The sequence below is a fragment of the Krasilnikovia sp. MM14-A1004 genome, from assembly GCF_047159485.1.
In the GTDB taxonomy this organism is placed as follows: domain Bacteria; phylum Actinomycetota; class Actinomycetes; order Mycobacteriales; family Micromonosporaceae; genus Actinoplanes.
The window spans coordinates 314,958-333,061 of record NZ_AP038773.1 but is presented as its reverse complement, the minus strand read 5'-3'; the positions used below and the strand labels follow the sequence as shown (position 1 = coordinate 333,061).

Below are 18,104 nucleotides of genomic sequence, written 5' to 3'. Positions count from 1 at the left end.
TCACGCCTTTCCGGGCTCGTCGCCGAGGGCGATCGGCACGCCGATCAGGGATCCGTACTCGGTCCAGGAGCCGTCGTAGTTCTTCACGTTGGCCCGGCCGAGCAGCTCCTTGAGCACGAACCAGGTGTGCGAGGACCGCTCGCCGATCCGGCAGTACGCGATGGTGTCCTTGCCGTCCTCCAGGCCGGCGGCCGCGTACAGCTTGGCCAGCTCGTCGTCCGACTTGAACGTGCCGTCCTCGTTGGCCGCCTTGCTCCACGGCACGCTGATCGCGGTCGGGATGTGGCCGGCGCGCTGGGACTGCTCCTGCGGCAGGTGGGCGGGGGCCAGCAGCCGGCCCGCGTACTCGTCGGGGCTGCGCACGTCGACCAGGTTCTGCACGCCGATGGCCTGCACGACCTCGTCGCGGAACGCGCGGATCGACAGGTCGGGCGCCTGGGCATGGTACTGCGTGGCCGCGCGGCTCGGCGCGTCCTTGCTGTACGGGCGGGCGTCCAGCTCCCACTTCTTGCGGCCGCCGTCGAGCAGCTTCACGTCGCCGTGGCCGTACAGCTTGAAGTACCAGTACGCGTACGCGGCGAACCAGTTGTTGTTGCCGCCGTACAGGATCACGGTGTCGTCGTTGGCGATGCCGCGCGCGGACAGCAGCGCGGAGAACTGCTCCTGGTTGACGAAGTCCCGGCGGACCGGGTCCTGCAGGTCCTTCTTCCAGTCCAGCTTCACGGCGCCGGGGATGTGCCCACCGTCGTACGCGGTGGTGTCCTCGTCGACCTCGACGAAGACGATTCCCGGGGTTTCGAGGTTCTTCTCGGCCCAGTCGGCAGAGACGAGCGCGGTGTCGCGACTCATCGATTACTCCCTTTGTCGGGTGGGAAGGGTGAGTCGTCACGCGGGGGAATTCGGCCGCACCCGCGCGGGACCCATTCGGAACAACGGATCACGTGGTTGGTGCGACGGCGCCACTGCCGGGCGTTAGATCCTGCGCAGCATGAGCGGCCCCGTCAGGCGACGGGGCGACACAGGCACGCGGCCACGCGACACAGGTCGATCGCGCGCCGTTTCGTGAGCAACAGGCTCATGGGAGCCGACGCTACCAGCAGGTCCACACGCCGGAACACCGTCGACCAGCATCCGGGACGGAGGTGGCGGTCACAGCCTCACACGCCCCCGGTGAGCGCAACGTCGTGCGCGCTGGCGGTGAACTGCAGGCCGTCCGGCTGCGGCTCCACCTTCTCCACGACCAGGCCGAGCGGCAGCGGCGGCACCTTGAGGTCGACCGCGAGATCCTTCACGTACGCGTCGATGAAGGAGCGGACCAGCGGCAGGTCGGGCAGCCCCGCAGCGGATACGTCGGAGAAGCGCACCCGCACGACCCCGTCGACCACCTCCAGGCTCGCCGTGCCGGTGACCTGGACGGTCTGGCCGAGCAGTTGCACCGGTGCGGTGCCGACCAGCTTGCCGTCCTTTTCGCTGAGGGTGAGCCCCGGCTGGCCGATGAGCGCGGCGAGCTGGGCGTAGTCGACCGTCCCGGTGCCGGTGACCGTTCCCGCCAGGATGTCACCGCGCCCGCTGCGCACGGTGTCGAGCGGGGCGCGCACGTCCGTCGCGCGCACTTCGAGCTCCGGCACGCGCACCGACTTGCCGCCGCCCGCGGGACCCTCGAAGTTGCGCAGCACGATCCTGGTCTCTTCGTACCGGCCCGAGGTGACCTGGGTCAGGAACGGCACGCCCATGACCGTGACGTCCGGATGATCGGAACGGGCACCCTTGCTGGCGATCTGCCCGGAGATGCGTTCCGCGATGACCCGTTCCGCGAACGCCGCCGCGGCGCGGTCGGCCACCACCAGCCCGATGCCGAGCAGCACGACGAGGACGACCAGGGTCACGAGCACGGGCCGGAGCCGGCGCTTGCGAGCGCGGGGCGGGTCGTACACCTCGGCCACGTCTCCTCCTCGATCGACCGTGGGCGCGGACCCCCAGGACCGTACCCGCCCCGGGCCACCGAGTGGGTGTGCTCCAGCGAATGCAGCGAATATCCGGCCAAGGTCAGGACAGGAAGAAAGTCGCCAGGGCGTAGGCCGCGGGCCCGGCCACCGCGAACGCACCGAGCGGGCCCTGCATGTGCCGGGCCAGCCAGAACGTCGGCAGCTCACCGGCCATGCTGCGCCCGGCCTCGGCGTAGTTGACGGCCAGGTCGACCAGCACCGCGAAGGCGGCCGTGACCAGGCCGAGCACGGCACCCTTCGCCGGATCGAACGGCAGCACGAGCACGCTGCCCAGGCCCGCGGCCGCCAGGGTGCCGAGCATCGCGCCGAGCACGATGCCGGCCGCACCGCGCGGCACCTGCGGGGCCAGCCGGGGCTTCGCGTACCCGGCGTCGGTCACCCGGGCCACGACCAGCGCCACGCCGGCCGCGGTCAGGCAGACCAGCACGGTCTGTGCGCCGATCGGCTTGCGGGTCAGCACGAGCAGGCACGCGTACGCGACCACGCCCGCCACGATCATCAGGGTGGTGCCGAGGTTGTCCTTGACCCGCTGCCAGCCGGCCCGGCCGAGCAGCTGCCCGAGCACGGCGGCGACGAAGCCGCCCGCCGCCGCGTACGCGAGCGGGGCCAGTCCGGGGTCTCCCGAGGTGATCGCCACGTAGTCCGCCACCCCGGCGGCCACAGCACAGACCACGCCGACGACAGCGGGCTTGGGCGGCTGGATCGCCATCGTCCAGGCCAGCACGAACAGCAGCTGCACCCCGAAGATCACGATGGCGTACGGCAGGCGGGCGTCCGGCCCGGTGCTCTGCGCGCCGACGATGAGGCCGATGGCCAGCAGCGCGGCGAACCCGCCGATAGCCAGCGACAGCTGACGCCGCACCTCGACGAACACGACCTCTTCGGGCTCGGAGTCGTCGTCGGGCGGGGGCGCCCCCGGCACGATGCTGGCGGGCGGCTCGGGGTCGGGCACGGCGCCGAACACGCCCGGCACCCGGCGCGGCGCGACGCGGGGAAGCTCCCGCGAGAGATCCGCGTCCCACGGGTCGCGGTCGCCGTCGGCCGGCACCGGGGTGAAGTCGCCGCGCTGCGGCCTGGTGGGGAACACGCCTGCGATGGTGCCAGACCACGTGTACCCGGGTCATCCGGCGACCGGGGCGCCGCGGCCGCCCTTCCGGACGGGCCCGTGTCCCGCGTCGCCCGAATGGGCCGTTACCACTCGTCCGTTCGGTCAGCCACGCCGCGTTCACTACATCACTCGACAACGCGACCAGGGACTTCGTGCCCGTCCGTCGGTTAAGGTGAGCCCAGCCCACCCGTCGGTGACGCCGGGAACCCGATCCTCCGGTCTGCACAGCTCGCTGCGGCCGCGCCGCGTTGAGTACGCAACCGGGTCACCCATGCGGCCGCGTGCCGCGAGGACGGAGGTGAGTGTGGAGATCCTTCTGTTGGTGACGGCACGTGCTGGTGAGGCGTCTGCCGTACTGCCCGCGCTGGACCTGCTCCCCCACTCGGTGCGCACCGCCCCTCGGGACGTCCGCACGCTGGTGTCCGGCCCGAGCCCCGACGCCGTCCTGGTCGACGCCCGCTCGGAACTGTCCGAGGCCCGGGCCACCTGCCGCATGCTGCACGCGACCGGGCTGGGCGTACCGCTGATCGCGGTGGTCACCGAGGCCGGGCTCATCGCGCTGAACGCCGACTGGGGCGTCGACGACGTCATCCTGGCCACGGCGGGGCCCGCCGAGGTCGAGGCCCGGCTGCGGCTCAGCGTCGGGCGCCTGACCAGTGCCACCGCGGGCACCGGCGGCTCGATCCGGGCCGGCGAGCTCAACATCGACCCGGACACGTACGCCGCGAAGCTCAAGGGCCGCCCGCTCGACCTCACGTACAAGGAGTTCGAGCTGCTGAAGTTCCTGGCCCAGCACCCCGGTCGGGTGTTCACCCGCGACCAGCTGCTGCGCGAGGTGTGGGGCTACGACTACTTCGGCGGCACCCGCACGGTCGACGTGCACGTGCGGCGGCTGCGGGCCAAGCTCGGCCCCGAGTACGAAGCGATGATCGGTACGGTGCGCCAGGTCGGCTACAAGTTCGTGGCGCCGCCGGCCGGCCGCCAGTTGCCCGACAACGAGCCGGTCTCGCTGCCGGTCTGAGAGCGAACCATGTCGACGGTGCGGCCGGTCCGCCGCGTGGACCGGCTCACCGCCGAGCAGAGCACCGCCGTGCTCGCCCTCGCCGCCGCAGCGGCCGAAACCGACGGCACGTTCCCGCTGTCCGAGGACACGGTGCTGGCGGTACGCGCGAGCGCGGACGCTGCGGGTGAGGACGCGGCGCGCGTACATCTCATGTCCCATGCCGGGGACGGCCTGGCCGGTTACGCCCACCTGGACCGCTCCGATGCCGGAGCGCCCACCGGTGAGCTGGTCGTGCATCCGCGGCACCGCCGCGAGGGGCACGGCACCGCGCTGCTGGCCGCGGCCGCGGCCGCCGTGGCTCCCGGCGCGACGCTGAGCGTGTGGGCGCACGGTGACTCAGCCGCGGCGCGCGCCTTCGCGGAGGGCGCGGGTTTCGCGCGCGCCCGGGTGCTGTGGCAGATGCGCCGTTCGCTGACCGAGCCGCTGCCGGACCTGCCACTGCCCGCCGGGGTGACCGTCCGCCATTTCCGGCCCGGTTTCGACGACGCGGGGTGGCTCGCGCTCAACGCGCGGGCGTTCGCCGACCACCCGGAGCAGGGCCGGTGGACGGAGGCGGACCTGCGGCTGCGGATGGCCGAGCCGTGGTTCGACCCGGAGGGCTTCCTGCTGGCCGTCGACGTGGGGGACGCCCTGCAGGGGTTCCACTGGACGAAGGTGCATCCGGCGCACGGCGACGTCCCCCGGATGGGGGAAATTTACGTCCTCGGCGTCGACCCCGGCGCGCACAAACGCGGGCTCGGCGCCGCGCTCAGCGTGGCTGGCCTGCAGTTTCTGGCGCTGGGCGGGGTGCAGCACGCCATGCTCTACGTCGACGAGTCGAATTCGGCGGCGGTGGCGTTGTACCGCAGACTGGGGTTCACGGTCTTCGCGGCGGACGTCGGTTACCAGAAGATCGTCTGAGCGCCTCGCGACCGGCCGGGTCGCCGGATTGGCCATAACGGAACGGTCAAGCGTATGTCACGGCGCCGTCTCAGGGGTGTCCGAATATGCGACATTTCGGTCGCCAGCCCCTCGGTTCACGTAACGGACAACTCGCCCTCAGTCTTCGGCTACCTCGCAGGGTCGACCTGTTCACCGCAGGTTCACTTGCGACCGGGGAACAGGTCATCTCGTCCTCCTAGCTTTCGAGTGGGCCGGTGAGACCGGCTTGCCGGGCCGAGAAGGCCCGACAATCCACTCGAAGGGAAAACCGTGAAGCTCCAGCGGTCTGGCCTGCTGGCCGGTATTGCTTTGACCGCGACCCTCTCTCTGGTCGCGTGTGGTTCTGACAACGAGACGGCGTCGTCGGCCGGCGGCGCGTCCGCCGCCGCCCAGAACTGCGCCGCGGGGGACCTTACGGCGCAGGGTTCGACGGCGCAGAAGAACGCCATGGACGAGTGGATCAAGACCTACCAGGGTCAGTGTTCCAACGCGAAGATCAACTACCAGGGCACCGGCTCCGGCGCCGGTATCCAGGCCTTCATTTCGGGTACGGCGGACTTCGCCGGCTCGGACTCCGCACTCAAGCCGGAGGAGCAGCCGCAGGCGGACGCCAAGTGCACCGGCGGCCAGGCGCTCAACCTGCCGATGCTGGTCGGCCCGATCGCCGTCGTGTACAACCTGGACGGCGTCGACAACCTGCAGCTGTCGGCGAGCACCCTTGCCAAGATCTTCTCCGGCAAGGTCACCAAGTGGAACGACCCGGCGATCGCGGCGGAGAACACCGGCGTGCAGCTGCCGGCGACCACCATCGAGACGGTCCACCGCTCGGACGAGTCCGGCACGACCGACAACTTCACCAAGTACCTGAGCAAGACCGCTCCGGCCGACTGGACGTACGGCAACGCCAAGGCCTGGAAGGCCCCGGGCGGCACCGGCGCGGCCAAGTCCGACGGTGTGGCGGCTCGCGTCAAGAGCACGCCCGGCACGATCAGCTACGTCGAGCTGTCCTTCGCCGAGAACAGCGACCTGAAGAAGGCGAAGATCAAGAACGGCGCGGGTGAGTACACCGAGCTGACCCCCGAGAGCGCGGGCAAGACCATCGAGGGCGCCAAGGTGGCCGGCACGGGCAACGACCTCAAGCTGGACATCGACTACAGCACCACCACGCCCGGCGCGTACCCGATCGTCCTGACCACCTACGAGATCGTGTGCAGCAAGGGCAGCCCGAAGGCCGCGGCCATCAAGGGCTTCCTGACCTACACGTCGAGCACCGGTGGCCAGGCGTCCCTCGCCGAGCTGGGCTACGGCCCGCTGCCCGAGAGCATGCGCAGCAAGGTTGCGGCGTCGGTCGCGGCCATCTCCTGATCCCTTCCAGGGTCCCTCCGAGACGACAGCGAGCAGCAGATGGGTGAGTACCCCTCCGGCTCGGCGAACCTCGGCGCCGGCGGGTCGCGTGTGGCAGGACGCCACACCCGGCCCGCCGGCAACGGCGTTTCGCCAGTTCCCCCCGACGACGTCCTTCCCGGCGGCCGTCCGCCCCTCGGCGGCGGCGGCGCGCTCCCCCGCAAGGCGCGGTTCTCCGTGGAGAGCGTTTTCCGCAGCCTCAGCCGGGCATCCGGCGCGATGGTGCTGGTCATCATCGTGGCCATCGCGATCTTCCTGATCGCCAAGGCCATCCCGGCGCTGCAGGCCAACACAGAGAACTTCTTCACGTACGAGAAGTGGTTCCCGAACGAGACACAGCCCAAGTTCGGTATCGCGGCCCTGGCGTTCGGGACGGTGCTGACCTCGATCATCGCCTTGATCGTGGCGGTGCCCGTGGCCCTGGGCATCGCGCTGTTCCTGTCGCACTACGCACCGAAGCGCCTGGCCAACCCGCTCGGCTTCGTCGTCGACCTGCTGGCCGCCGTGCCCAGTGTCGTGTTCGGCCTGTGGGGCCGCGACTTCTTCGTGGAGCCGGTACGCGAGCTGTCGGTGTGGCTCAACCACTACTTCGGCTGGCTGCCGCTGTTCGACGGCGACGGCCCGTTCGGGTACTCGATCCTGCTCGGCAGCCTGGTGCTGGCCATCATGGTGCTGCCGATCATCACCTCGATCTCGCGTGAGGTGTTCCAGCAGACCCCCGGCATGAACGAGGAGGCGGCGCTCGCGCTGGGCGCCACCAAGTGGGAGATGATCCGGACGGCGGTGCTCCCGTACGGCCGGCCCGGCATCATCGCCGCGGTCATGCTCGGCCTGGGTCGCGCGCTCGGCGAAACGATCGCGCTGGCCCTGACGCTCGGCAGCGTCTTCGGGATCTCCTTCAACATCATCGAGAACGGCGGCAACAGCATCGCCGCGAACATCGCCAACACGTTCGGCGAGGCCAACGAGACCGGCCGCGGGGCACTGATCGCCTCCGGCCTGGTGCTGTTCGCCATCACCCTCGTGGTCAACATGGCGGCTAGGGCGATCATCTACCGCCGCCGCGAGTTCCGGGACAGTGCGGCATGAGCCTTATGGAGCGGAAAATGCCCGGCGTTCGGATGACGCCGGAGAACATTCGGTCGCAGCGGCTGTCGCTCGGCGCGAACCTGGGGGTCGCGCTCGTGGCCCTCGCGCTCGCGGCGATCGTCGTGCTGGGCCTGGACATCGGCGGTTGGGTGCTGGTGGCGGTCCTCGGCCTGGTGCTCTACCTGGGCGGGCTGCTGTTCATCGCGGGCCGGGTGGAGGGCAAGCGCGCCGCACGGGACCGCATGTGGAAGACGCTCATCTACTCCGCGTGCATCCTGGCGGTGCTGCCGCTGGCCTCCGTGGTGTGGACGCTGATCTCCAAGGGTGTCGAGCGGCTGGACGCCACGTTCTTCACCACGTCGATGAACAACATCGGCGCGCGGGACCCGGGCGGCGGCGCGTACCACGCCATCATCGGCACGCTGGAGCAGGTCGGCATCGCCACCCTGCTGGCCGTGCCGCTCGGGGTGATGGGCGCGGTCTACCTCGTCGAGTACGGCCGGGGGCGGTTCGCGCTGACGGTCCGCTTCTTCGTCGACGTCATGACCGGCATCCCGTCGATCGTGGCGGGTCTGTTCATCCTGTCGTTCTGGGTGCTCATCGTCAGCCCGGTCTTCAACGACGGGCGGCCGCAGTACTCGGGCTTCGCCGCCGCGCTGGCGTTGGCCGTACTGATGCTGCCCACGATCGTGCGGTCCACCGAGGAGATGCTGCGGCTCGTGCCGGGTCCGCTGCGGGAGGGCTCGTACGCGCTGGGCGTGCCGCAGTGGAAGACGATCCTGAAGATCGTCCTGCCGACCGCGCTGCCGGGCATCGTCACCGGCGTCATGCTCGCGATCGCCCGGGCGGCCGGCGAGACCGCACCCGTGCTCCTCGTGGCGGGCGGCGCCAGCGCCATCAACTTCAACCCGTTCAGTGGCAACCAGATGTCGTTGTCACTGTTCGTCTTCCAGCAGGCCGGCGACGCTTCCAAGTACGCACCTGCCCGCGCCTGGACGGCAGCACTGACGCTGGTCGCCCTGGTCCTCGTCCTGACGATCGCGGCAAAACTGCTCGCCCGTCGCAACCAGTTGACGCGATAAGAGGTGTCCCCCATGGCCAAGCGCATCGAGGCGCACAACGTCTCGTCGTACTACGGATCGTTCAAGGCGATCGACAACGTCTCCATGACGGTCGAGCCGAAGACCATCACCGCCCTGATCGGGCCGTCCGGCTGCGGCAAGTCGACGTTCCTGCGTTCGATCAACCGCATGCACGAGGTGCTGCCGAACGCCCGGATCGAGGGCAGGCTCACCATCGACGACCAGAACATCTACGACCCCGACGTGGATGTCACCGCGGTCCGCCGCATGATCGGCATGGTGTTCCAGCGGCCGAACCCGTTCCCCACCATGAGCATCTACGAGAACGTGGTGGCGGGGCTGAAGCTGAACGGCGTCCGCAAGAAGTCGGTGCTGGACGACGCCGCGGAGCAGTCCCTGCGGTCGGCGAACCTGTGGGACGAGGTCAAGGACCGGCTGAGCCGCCCCGGCGCGGGCCTGTCCGGCGGTCAGCAGCAGCGGCTCTGCATCGCCCGGACGATCGCGGTCGAGCCGCAGGTCGTGCTGATGGACGAGCCCTGCTCGGCGCTCGACCCCATCTCGACGCTGGCGATCGAGGACCTGATGTTCAAGCTGAAGGACCGCTTCACGATCATCATCGTCACGCACAACATGCAGCAGGCCGCCCGGGTCAGCGACAAGACCGGGTTCTTCTCGATCGAGAAGACCGGGGATCCGGGCCGTCTGATCGAGTACGACGACACGCAGAAGATCTTCAGCAACCCGAGCGAGCGCAAGACCGAGGACTACATCACGGGTCGTTTCGGCTGATCGTCAACGTGACGCCGCCGTCCTCCGCCAGCTCCACCCGGGGCATGACGGGGGCGGCGGCGTTTCTGTGTGCCGACGCCGCCACGACCTCGTCGGCCCGTTCGTACGCGGACAGTTCGTGCAGCAGCACGCGGGTCGGCGGGAGCATGGTCAGCTCGTCCGCGTCGGCCGGGCGGATCCACTCGGTCCGGTCGGCCTCGCCGGAGACGTCCCGTGCCTCCTGACCCGCCGGGAGCAGGGCCACGAAGAACCAGGTGTCGAAGCGCCGCGGCTCGAACTCCGGGGTGATCCACCGGGCCCACGGCAGCAGCAGGTCGTCGCGCAGCCGCAGCCCCCGGCGGGCCAGCACCTCGCTGAGGTTGAGCTGACGGGCGACCACCCGGGCCCGCTCGTCCTCCCAGTCGTCGCCGCCCACGTTCCCGACGGTGTGGTCGGGCTCGTCGGCCCGCCCGGCCAGCAGCACCCCGGCCTCCTCGAACAGCTCCCGCGCGGCGGCGCCCACCACGGCGTGGGCCTGCTCGTCGGGCACACCGAGCCGGGCCGCCCAGTCGGTGCGCAGCGTCTCGGGCCGGTCGTCCGCGGCGACGCCGCCGCCGGGGAACGCGTACATGCCGCCGGCGAACGCCATGGTGGTGCGGCGGCGCAGCACGTACACCTCAAGGGTCTCGGGGTGCAGCAGCGCGACCGTGGCCGCGGGCCGCGGGGGCACGGGGGTTCCGGTGAACTCGCGCGCCCGGCGCGCCAACGCTTCCGGCAACTCGAGGTTGGTCACCGTCCGATCCTGCCACCGAACCGGCCGTGAGCGATACCGTGGCGATCATGACCAAGGACGTGTCGCCGACGGTCCGCTGGGGGATCCTGGGCACGGGCGCGATCGCCGCCACCTTCGCCGCCGACCTGCAACTCGTACCCGGAGCGGAGCTGGCCGCGGTCGGCTCGCGCCGGGCCGACACCGCCGAGGCGTTCGCCCGGCGGCACGGCTTCGCGCGGTCCCACGGTTCGTGGGCCGAGCTGGCCCTGGACGACCACGTCGACGTCGTGTACGTGGCGACCCCGCATGCCCTGCACCACTCGGCCGCGCTGGCCTGCCTGGGCGGCGGCCGGGCGGTGCTCTGCGAGAAGCCGATGACGCTGGATCTGGCCTCGTCGGCGCATCTCGTCCAGGAAGCGCGTACCCGTGGGTTGTTCCTGATGGAGGCCATGTGGATGCGCTGCAACCCGGCGATCCGCCGGGTGGCCGAGCTGATCTCCGACGGCGCCATCGGCGAGGTGACCGCGGTGCACGCCGACTTCGGGCTGGCCGGGCCGTTCGAGGTCGGGCACCGGCTGCGCGATCCCCGGCTCGGCGGCGGGGCCGCGCTGGACCTCGGGGTGTATCCGCTGAACCTGGCGCATCTCATCCTGGGCACCCCGGAGTCGGTGCAGGCGTGGGCGCGGCTCACCCCGGAGGGGGTGGACGAGAACACCGGGATACTGCTCGGGTACGCCTCGGGTGCGGTGGCCGCCCTGACCTGCGGGATCGGCGGCGCCACCCGCAACGCCGCCTCGATCACCGGCACCCGGGGGCGGATCGACCTGCCGCCGGAGTTCTATATGCCGCAGTCGTTCGTGCTGCACCGCGACGGCCGCGCGGAGACCTGCGACGTGCCGTTCCCCGGGCACGGCTACCAGTACGAGGCGATCGAGGTGCAGCGCTGCCTGGCCGCCGGGGAGCTGGAGAGCCCGCTCGTGCCGCAGGCGGCCACCCTGGAGATCATGAACACGCTGGACGCGATCCGCGCGCAGATCGGCGTCACGTACGACCTCGATGCGACGCTCAGCTGAACAACGGACGGACCAGGAAATAGGCGAGGCAGGCGATCGCGGCCGCCGCGGGGAACGTGATGATCCAGGCGATCACGATGTTGCCGGCCACGTTCCAGCGCACGGCGCTGACCCGCTTCGTGGCGCCGACGCCCATGATCGCCGAGGTGATGGTGTGGGTCGTCGAGATCGGCGCGCCCAGGACGAGCGCGTTGAAGTACAGCACCGAGCTGGCGACGGTCTCCGCGGCGAACCCTTCCGGCGGCCCCAGATCTATGATCTTGCGACCGAGGGTACGGATGATCCGCCAGCCGCCCGCGTAGGTGCCGAGCGCCAGCATCGTCGCCGAGGTGTAGTAGACCCAGGTCGGAATCTCGGTGGGGCTGTCCTGGTATCCACCGGTGTACAGCGCCAGCACGATGATGCCCATGGTCTTGGCCGCGTCCTGCATGCCGTGCCCGATCGACATGGCCGCCGCCGACACCGTCTGCGCGTGGCGGAAACCGCGGTTCAGCCGTCCGGGGTGACCGCGCCGGAAGCCCCACAGGATCGCCAGCATGACAAGGAAGCCGAGGATGAGGCCGACGACCGGCGACAGCACCATCGGGATGAGGACCTTCTGGGTGATGCTCGCCCACTCGACGACGCCACCGCTGGCGAACAGGGTCGCGCCGACCAGCCCGCCGAACAACGCGTGTGAGGACGACGAGGGCAGTCCGAAGTACCACGTGATGACGTTCCACGCGACGGCGCCCAGGACGCCCGCGAAGACGACGCCCAGGCTGGCCACGCCGGGGGGCAGCTGGACGATGCCCTCGCCCACCGTCTTGGCCACCGCGCCGCCGAAGTGCGCTCCGACGAAGTTGCCGACGGCGGCCATGGCCAGCGCGACGCGGGGAGTGAGGGCCCGGGTGCTGACGCTGGTGGCGATGGCGTTGGCCGCGTCGTGGAACCCGTTGGTGTAGTCGAACACCATCGCGGCGGTGATCACCGCCAGCACAGCGAGGAGCTCAGGGGACAAGGCCTACGACTCCTTGACCATGATCGTCTCGATGGTGTTCGCCACGTGCTCGAACGCGTCGCAGGCCGCCTCCAGCTCGTCCGCGACCTCCTTCATCTTCAGGACGGTGAGCGCGTCGTACTCGCCGGAGAACAGCCGGACCAGCAGCATCCGGTAGGCCCGGTCGCCGTCGTTCTCCAGCCGGTTGATCTCGATGGTGTACTCCTGCAGGCCCTTCATGGCGCGCAGCTGGGGCATCGCCTCGGCGGTCAGCTTGGCCTGCTGGTCCAGGACGTGCACCAGTTCATGCATCTCGCGGGGCAGCGACGGCAGCGCGGTCAGGCCGTACAGATAAAGAAGGTTGCCGACCGCTTCCAGGTGGTCCATGACGTCGTCGAGCTGCGAGCCGAGGGAGTAGATGTCCTCCCTGTCGAACGGCGTGACGAACGTCGAGTTGATCTTCTTGTACAGATCGTGGGTGATCTGGTCGCTGTCGTGCTCGACGTCGGTGAGCCGCTCGCTGACCGACTGGACGTCGGCGTCCGGCAGGGCGAGCTCGTTGAGCAGCTCGGTGCCCCGCACGAGGTTCTGTGCGGCCTTGGTGAAGAGGTCGTAGAAGGCGCCCTCGGTGGGGCGGAAGGAGAACTTCACGGCGCGAACCTCGCGGGACGGGTGGGCAGGTACGGACCCGCCGCGGCGGCGGGCACGGCGAACTCCGGGGGAATGCTAGGTAACGCGTCGGCCGGCATGAACCCCGCCTACCCCTGCTCAAAGGCAGTTCAATCGCAGTTCACCTGATGTTCACCATCAGCATCCATGGATGGGTAGGGCCGAAACGGCGCAGATCAGACCCGCGGGACCGCGTCGGCCCGCGTCGGATGGGGCGCCGGGTGCGGGGCGGGCGACGTCCGCCGGGCGGGCCGGGGCGGCTCGACCGGCGGCGCCACGGGCTGGCTCACCGGGCACTGGCGCAGGTGCCGGATCAGGCCCACCTGGTCGGTGTCGGCGATGACGTCCACCCCGGCCGCGCAGAGCTCCGACCAGATCGCCCGCCGCGCGCGGCGGGAGCCCTCCGTCAGGCCGGAGATCCGGACCAGGCGGCCGTCCTCGTGCGCGGCCCGCACCATGGCGTGCAGCAGGTGCCGCTCCTCGGCGGAGATGGGCTCCCGGCCGTCCCAGCCGAACCGCCGCGACCACGACTCGCTGATCATCGGCACCAGCGACGGCGGCGCCGACCGGGTGCCGATGTCGTCGAAGGTGCCGTCGGCGAAGGCGTACCGGACCGGCTGGGCGGTCAGCAGCTCGCGGACGTCCACGATCCCGGCCACGGCCACGGTCACCGCGCCCGGCTCCAGCACCCCGTCCACGCTGCGGCTCAACAGCTGGGCGTGGTCGCGTAGCTGCCGGTCCAGCATCCGGTACGCCCGCAGCAGCGTCTCGGCGTCGCGATGCGGCCCGACGAACTCCACGACCAGCCGGAACGGCAGCCGTTGATCGCGGCGCAGGCGGCCGCCGCCGGCCTTGGCCCGGACGAACAGCGGGGACAGGACGAGCCGGCGCAGCGTACGCCCCGGCTGCGGTGCGCCCGGTCCGATGAACAGCTCGCCGTGCGGACCGGGGCGCACCGGGATGGTCAGGCCGGCCAACCCGCGGCGCAGCACGCCCGGCAACGGGTCGGTCTCCTGCGGACGGATGATCGCGTGCCCCCACGGCAGGTACGGCTGTGGATGACGCAGCAACGAGAAGCCGACCGAGACCGCGCCGACCGTACCGGCCACCCCCGCCAGGCCACCCGCGATTGTCGAGATGTCCCCCGCCACCGTCACGCCCCCATCCCGCCACGTGAATAGGACTAAACGTACTTATCGCTCAGACCACTGTGTCACATGTGACACCGTCAACCGGGCATATATCGCCCAAGAAATCCCTCGTGACGTCGCGTGTCGCCGGGTGGGTGGGGGATCTCCGTCAGTCGACGACGGCGGACAACCACTTGCGGTAGGCAGACGCGAACGGCTCCGTGCCGTCGCCGAGCGCGGCCAGCAGCCGCTCCGCCGCGGCCTGCGCCTCGACGACCACGTCGTCCGGATAGCCGAAGTGGACCCGGTGCTCCTCGAACTCGTCCTCGTCGCGCAACTCGACCAGCCCCGACTCGCGCCGGCGCACCACGTCCAGATCGAGGTCGATGATGTGCACCGTGTCGCCCTCCCACCGGGCGGGGGTGGTGATGTCGCAATACACCTCGCTCGTGCGCGGCGGCGGGTTGAACATCGCCGTCCACCACGACTCGCGCGGGATCAGCAGCACGAACGGGATCTGCTCGACCGAGGGGCGGCCGTGGTAGACCGAGGCGGTGCCGCGGGTGACACCCACCCAGATGCCGAGATCGTCCTCGTTGAGCCGACGCGCCGGATAGTCGCGATGGGCCGAACCGTCGTACTTGGTGTAGACCACCCGGACCGTCTCGCTCGGCATGCTTGGCACCCTAACGGTGCGCGGGTTTCGTCGGTGGCGGCGGGTACGGTCTTCGTCGTGCCCGCCGCCACCCGATCATCGGCCACCGCCGCCCAACTCCTCGCCGCCGCCGTCGGCGCGGTGCCCGGCGGCCTCGCCCGCCCCGGCCAGGAAGCCATGGCCGCGGCCATCGAGCGGGCCGTCACCGACTCCGAGCACCTCCTGGTCCAGGCCGGCACGGGTACGGGCAAGTCGCTGGCCTATCTGACCCCGGCACTGCTGGTCGACGGCCCCGTTGTCGTCTCCACCGCCACCCTCGCGCTGCAGAACCAGCTCGTCGAGCACGACCTGCCCCGGCTGGCCGAGGCGGTCACGCCGATCCTCGGCCGCCGACCCACGTTCGCGGTGCTCAAGGGGCGCCACCACTACCTGTGTCTGGCCAAGCTGGAGCACGCCGACGAGGAGGAGCCCGCCGACACCCTCTTCGACGACCCGCCCCGGCAGAAGTGGCTCGGCGAGGCAGGCCGGCTCGGCAAGCAGATCCAGCGCCTGCGCGCCTGGGCGGACAAGACCGCCACCGGCGACCGCGACGAGCTGGATCCCGGCGTCGACGACACCGCGTGGCGGCAGGTGTCGATGCCCGCCCGCGACTGCGTCGGCGCCGCCCGCTGCCCGTACGGGGCGGAGTGCTTCGCCGAGGCGTCCCGGGCCCGGGCGCGGGAGGCCGACGTCGTGGTGACCAACCACAGCCTGCTGGCGGTCGACATGCTGGCCGGGCGCCACATCGTGCCGCCGCACAAGCTGCTCGTCGTCGATGAGGCGCACGAGCTGGCCGACCGGGTCTCCTCCGCGGCCCAGGCCGAACTCACCCCCGAAGCGGTAGAGCGGGCCGGGCGTCGCGCCCGCCCCCTGATCACCCCCGCCGCCGGGGAGGCCATCGCCGAGGCCGGTGACGCGCTCACCGTCGGGCTCGGCGAGGTGCCGGCCGGGCGGCTCACGGCCGGGCTGCCGCCGCTGCTGCACCAGGCGGTGACGCTGATCGACGCGTCCACCCGCGCGGCCCTGGAGGCGATCGGCGACGTCAAGGCGGACGACCCCGACCCGGTCCGCAAGCAGCAGGCCAAGGCCACCCTGGACGAACTGTCCACGACCGCCCAGCGCCTGCTGGAACAGGCCGAGCACGACGTGGCCTGGATCGAGAAGTCCGACACGGGTGCCGGGCGGCGCGCGCTGGTCGTGGCCCCGCTGTCGGTCGCGGGCACCCTGGCCGGCAACCTCTACACCGACCGTACGGTCGTGGCCACCTCGGCCACCCTGACCCTCGGCGGCCGCTTCGACACGGTCGCCCGCTCGCTCGGCCTGCCCGCGGCCGCCGTCCCCGAGCAACGTTCCGGCACCGCCGCGCCGGCCTCCGGCGACGGCTGGAGTTCCCTCGACGTCGGCTCGCCGTTCGACTATCCCAAGCAGGGCATTCTGTACGTGGCAGCGCACCTGCCCAGGCCCGCCGCCTCGGGCCTGCCCGCCGCCGCGGGCGAGGAACTCGTCACGCTCGTGACCGCGCTCGGGGGCCGTACCCTCGGCCTGTTCTCCTCCCGCCGCGCCGCCACGCAGGCCGCCGAGCTGGTCCGCGCCCGTACCGATCTCCCGGTGCTGTTGCAGGGCGACGAGTCACTGCCGATCCTGGTCCGCAAATTCCGGGAAGACCGCGCCAGCTGCCTGTTCGGCGTCATGTCGCTGTGGCAGGGAGTCGACGTCCCCGGCGACGCCTGCCAGCTCGTCGTCATCGACCGGCTGCCGTTCCCCCGCCCCGACGAGCCCCTCGCCGCCGCCCGCGCCGCCGCCGTCGACGCGGCCGGTGGCTCCGGCTTCGCCGCGGTCAGCGTCCCCATCGCGGCCGTCCGCCTGGCCCAGGGCGTGGGGCGGCTGATCCGCTCCACCGGGGACCGTGGGGTGGTCGCGGTGCTCGACTCCCGCCTGGAGACCGCCCGCGGGTACGGCGCCTTCCTGCGCGGCTCCCTGCCCCCGTTCTGGTACACGACGCGCCCCGAGGCGGCGATCGGCGCCCTGCAACGCCTCGCCGCGACGTAGCCGCCTCCGCTACGCGGTGGCTGGGACGGGGTCGTCGGGGACCGGGCCGGGAGGTGCTTCGGGGCGGCGGGTGCGGGACAGGCGGCGTACGCCCGTGTTCAGCACCGCGATCAGCGGCACCGCGACCAGCGCGCCCACGATTCCGGCCAGCACCACCCCGGAGGCGATGCCGATGATGACCACCAGCGGGTGGATGGCCACCGCCCGGCCCATGATGAGCGGCTGCAGCACGTGCCCCTCCAGCTGCTGCACCAGGATCACCGCGCCCAGCACGATGAGCGCGATCACCCAGCCCCGGGTGACGAGCGCGACCAGGACGGCCACGGCACCCGAGGTCGTCGCCCCGACGATGGGGATGAACGCGCCCAGGAAGACGAGCGCGGCCAGCGGGAACGCGAACGGGACCTTGAGGATCACCAGGGCGAGCCCGATGCCGAGCGCGTCGATGAAGGCGACAAGGACGGTGGCGCGGACGTACGACCCCAGCGTCGCCCACGAGGCGTCGCCCGCGTCGGACAGGCTCCAGCGGGCGTTCACCGGGAACAGCCGGACGAGGAAGTACCAGATCTTCCGGCCGTCGCGCAGGAAGAAGAACGTCGCGAACAGCACCAGCAACGCGCCGGTGACCAGCTCGAAGAGGGTGGCCACCCCGGCGAACCCGGTCTCGGTCAGCGAGTTGGTGTTGCCGTTGATCCAATTCTGGGCGGAGTCGATCGCCTGGTCCACCTGCTTGTCGGACAGGTGCAGCGGTCCGGTCCGGGCCCAGTCCTGGATCTGCCGTACGCCGTCGCTGGCCTTGCTGGTCAACTCCGGCAGCCCGTCGAGGAACTGGTTGATGACCAGGGTCAGCGTGCCGGCGACCGCGGCGACGCCGCTGATCAGGACGAGAAACGTGGCCAGCGACCGGGGCAGCCGCATCCGCAGCAGCCAGCCGACCGCGGGCGCCAGCAACGCGGACAGCAGCAGCGCGATGGCCAACGGGATGACGACGATGCTGATGATCCCGATGAACCGCAGCAGCACATAGCCGACCAGACCCACCACGATGAGCCGCCACGACCAGGCCGCGGCGATCCGCAACGAGTGCGGCACCTCGGTGTCGTCCAGGCTGGTCGTCGACTGCTGGTCGACCACCACCTGCGGCGCAGGCATCGCGAATTCGAGCTCCGCGTCGGTGTCGGAGTCCCCGTTCTGCGGGTTCCGCGCGGTACGCACGGATTCACGTCCCGTTTCGTAGGCCTTCCGCAGGTTCTGCCGGACCCGCTGCAACCGGCTCAACCGCCAACCCCCTCGCCGT

The 18,104-nt window shown here is 70.9% G+C and carries 18 protein-coding genes; 8 read left to right on the top strand and 10 right to left on the bottom strand.

Annotated features, from left to right (window positions below; translation table 11 throughout):
- From ACMCNN_RS01560 to ACMCNN_RS01545, 4 genes are all read right to left on the bottom strand, one after another.
- The gene (locus tag ACMCNN_RS01560) at window positions 1-849 is read right to left on the bottom strand and encodes a sulfurtransferase (RefSeq protein ID WP_412744384.1); all 849 of its coding nucleotides are present in this window, start codon (window positions 847-849) and stop codon (window positions 1-3) included.
- Window positions 850-1,001: 152 nt separating this feature from the next.
- The gene (locus tag ACMCNN_RS01555; RefSeq protein WP_341273990.1) at window positions 1,002-1,079 is read right to left on the bottom strand and encodes an Ms5788A family Cys-rich leader peptide; all 78 of its coding nucleotides are present in this window, start codon (window positions 1,077-1,079) and stop codon (window positions 1,002-1,004) included.
- Between the two features lie 78 nt (window positions 1,080-1,157).
- Window positions 1,158-1,943 carry a DUF2993 domain-containing protein gene (locus ACMCNN_RS01550; protein ID WP_412744383.1) on the bottom strand — a complete coding sequence of 262 codons (786 nt, stop codon included), beginning with the start codon at window positions 1,941-1,943 and terminating at the stop codon, window positions 1,158-1,160.
- A gap of 103 nt (window positions 1,944-2,046) precedes the next feature.
- Complete coding sequence (locus tag ACMCNN_RS01545) at window positions 2,047-3,093, bottom strand: hypothetical protein (RefSeq protein WP_412744382.1); 1,047 nt, start codon at window positions 3,091-3,093, stop codon at window positions 2,047-2,049.
- 319 nt (window positions 3,094-3,412) lie between these two features.
- Here ACMCNN_RS01545 and ACMCNN_RS01540 point away from each other — a divergent pair, with 319 nt between their 5' ends.
- The 6 genes from ACMCNN_RS01540 to pstB all read left to right on the top strand — a co-directional run bounded on the left by ACMCNN_RS01540 (window position 3,413) and on the right by pstB (window position 9,462).
- Window positions 3,413-4,135, top strand: coding sequence for a winged-helix domain-containing protein (locus tag ACMCNN_RS01540; protein ID WP_412744381.1), 723 nt, complete (start codon window positions 3,413-3,415; stop codon window positions 4,133-4,135).
- A gap of 9 nt (window positions 4,136-4,144) precedes the next feature.
- A complete protein-coding gene (gene mshD / locus ACMCNN_RS01535; protein WP_412744380.1) occupies window positions 4,145-5,077 on the top strand; it encodes a mycothiol synthase in 933 nt (310 codons plus the stop codon).
- Window positions 5,078-5,368: 291 nt separating this feature from the next.
- Window positions 5,369-6,463 (top strand): phosphate ABC transporter substrate-binding protein PstS, encoded by a 1,095-nt coding sequence (pstS, locus tag ACMCNN_RS01530; RefSeq protein ID WP_412744379.1) that lies wholly within the window; start codon window positions 5,369-5,371, stop codon window positions 6,461-6,463.
- Window positions 6,464-6,502: 39 nt separating this feature from the next.
- Window positions 6,503-7,591 (top strand): phosphate ABC transporter permease subunit PstC, encoded by a 1,089-nt coding sequence (gene pstC, locus ACMCNN_RS01525; protein WP_412744378.1) that lies wholly within the window; start codon window positions 6,503-6,505, stop codon window positions 7,589-7,591.
- A 32-nt stretch (window positions 7,592-7,623) separates the two neighbouring features.
- Window positions 7,624-8,673 (top strand): phosphate ABC transporter permease PstA, encoded by a 1,050-nt coding sequence (gene pstA, locus ACMCNN_RS01520; RefSeq protein ID WP_412747016.1) that lies wholly within the window; start codon window positions 7,624-7,626, stop codon window positions 8,671-8,673.
- Window positions 8,674-8,685: 12 nt separating this feature from the next.
- Complete coding sequence (pstB, locus tag ACMCNN_RS01515) at window positions 8,686-9,462, top strand: phosphate ABC transporter ATP-binding protein PstB (RefSeq protein ID WP_412744377.1); 777 nt, start codon at window positions 8,686-8,688, stop codon at window positions 9,460-9,462.
- Here the strand turns inward: pstB and ACMCNN_RS01510 are convergent.
- Window positions 9,443-10,234, bottom strand: a complete 792-nt coding sequence (locus tag ACMCNN_RS01510) for an NUDIX hydrolase (RefSeq protein WP_412744376.1) — start codon at window positions 10,232-10,234, stop codon at window positions 9,443-9,445. The genes pstB and ACMCNN_RS01510 overlap by 20 nt on opposite strands.
- 47 nt (window positions 10,235-10,281) lie before the next feature.
- Here ACMCNN_RS01510 and ACMCNN_RS01505 point away from each other — a divergent pair, with 47 nt between their 5' ends.
- The gene (locus tag ACMCNN_RS01505) at window positions 10,282-11,286 is read left to right on the top strand and encodes a Gfo/Idh/MocA family protein (protein WP_412744375.1); all 1,005 of its coding nucleotides are present in this window, start codon (window positions 10,282-10,284) and stop codon (window positions 11,284-11,286) included.
- Here ACMCNN_RS01505 and ACMCNN_RS01500 read toward each other — a convergent pair.
- The 4 genes from ACMCNN_RS01500 to ACMCNN_RS01485 all read right to left on the bottom strand — a co-directional run bounded on the left by ACMCNN_RS01500 (window position 11,279) and on the right by ACMCNN_RS01485 (window position 14,740).
- Entirely contained in the window at window positions 11,279-12,286 is a 1,008-nt protein-coding gene (locus ACMCNN_RS01500) for an inorganic phosphate transporter (RefSeq protein ID WP_412744374.1), read from the bottom strand. The genes ACMCNN_RS01505 and ACMCNN_RS01500 overlap by 8 nt on opposite strands.
- Window positions 12,287-12,289: 3 nt before the next feature.
- Window positions 12,290-12,916 (bottom strand): DUF47 domain-containing protein, encoded by a 627-nt coding sequence (locus ACMCNN_RS01495; RefSeq protein ID WP_412744373.1) that lies wholly within the window; start codon window positions 12,914-12,916, stop codon window positions 12,290-12,292.
- Window positions 12,917-13,110: 194 nt separating this feature from the next.
- Window positions 13,111-14,091 (bottom strand): hypothetical protein, encoded by a 981-nt coding sequence (locus tag ACMCNN_RS01490; protein WP_412744372.1) that lies wholly within the window; start codon window positions 14,089-14,091, stop codon window positions 13,111-13,113.
- A 142-nt stretch (window positions 14,092-14,233) separates the two neighbouring features.
- On the bottom strand, window positions 14,234-14,740 hold the full coding sequence (locus ACMCNN_RS01485; protein WP_412744371.1) for a DUF402 domain-containing protein: 507 nt from the start codon (window positions 14,738-14,740) through the stop codon (window positions 14,234-14,236).
- Window positions 14,741-14,896: 156 nt separating this feature from the next.
- On the opposite strand from ACMCNN_RS01485, the gene ACMCNN_RS01480 reads away from it, so the two are divergent.
- Window positions 14,897-16,807 carry an ATP-dependent DNA helicase gene (locus ACMCNN_RS01480; protein WP_412747015.1) on the top strand — a complete coding sequence of 637 codons (1,911 nt, stop codon included), beginning with the start codon at window positions 14,897-14,899 and terminating at the stop codon, window positions 16,805-16,807.
- Between the two features lie 9 nt (window positions 16,808-16,816).
- Here ACMCNN_RS01480 and ACMCNN_RS01475 read toward each other — a convergent pair whose 3' ends face one another.
- Entirely contained in the window at window positions 16,817-18,085 is a 1,269-nt protein-coding gene (locus ACMCNN_RS01475; RefSeq protein WP_412744370.1) for an AI-2E family transporter, read from the bottom strand.
- Window positions 18,086-18,104: the final 19 nt, after the last annotated feature.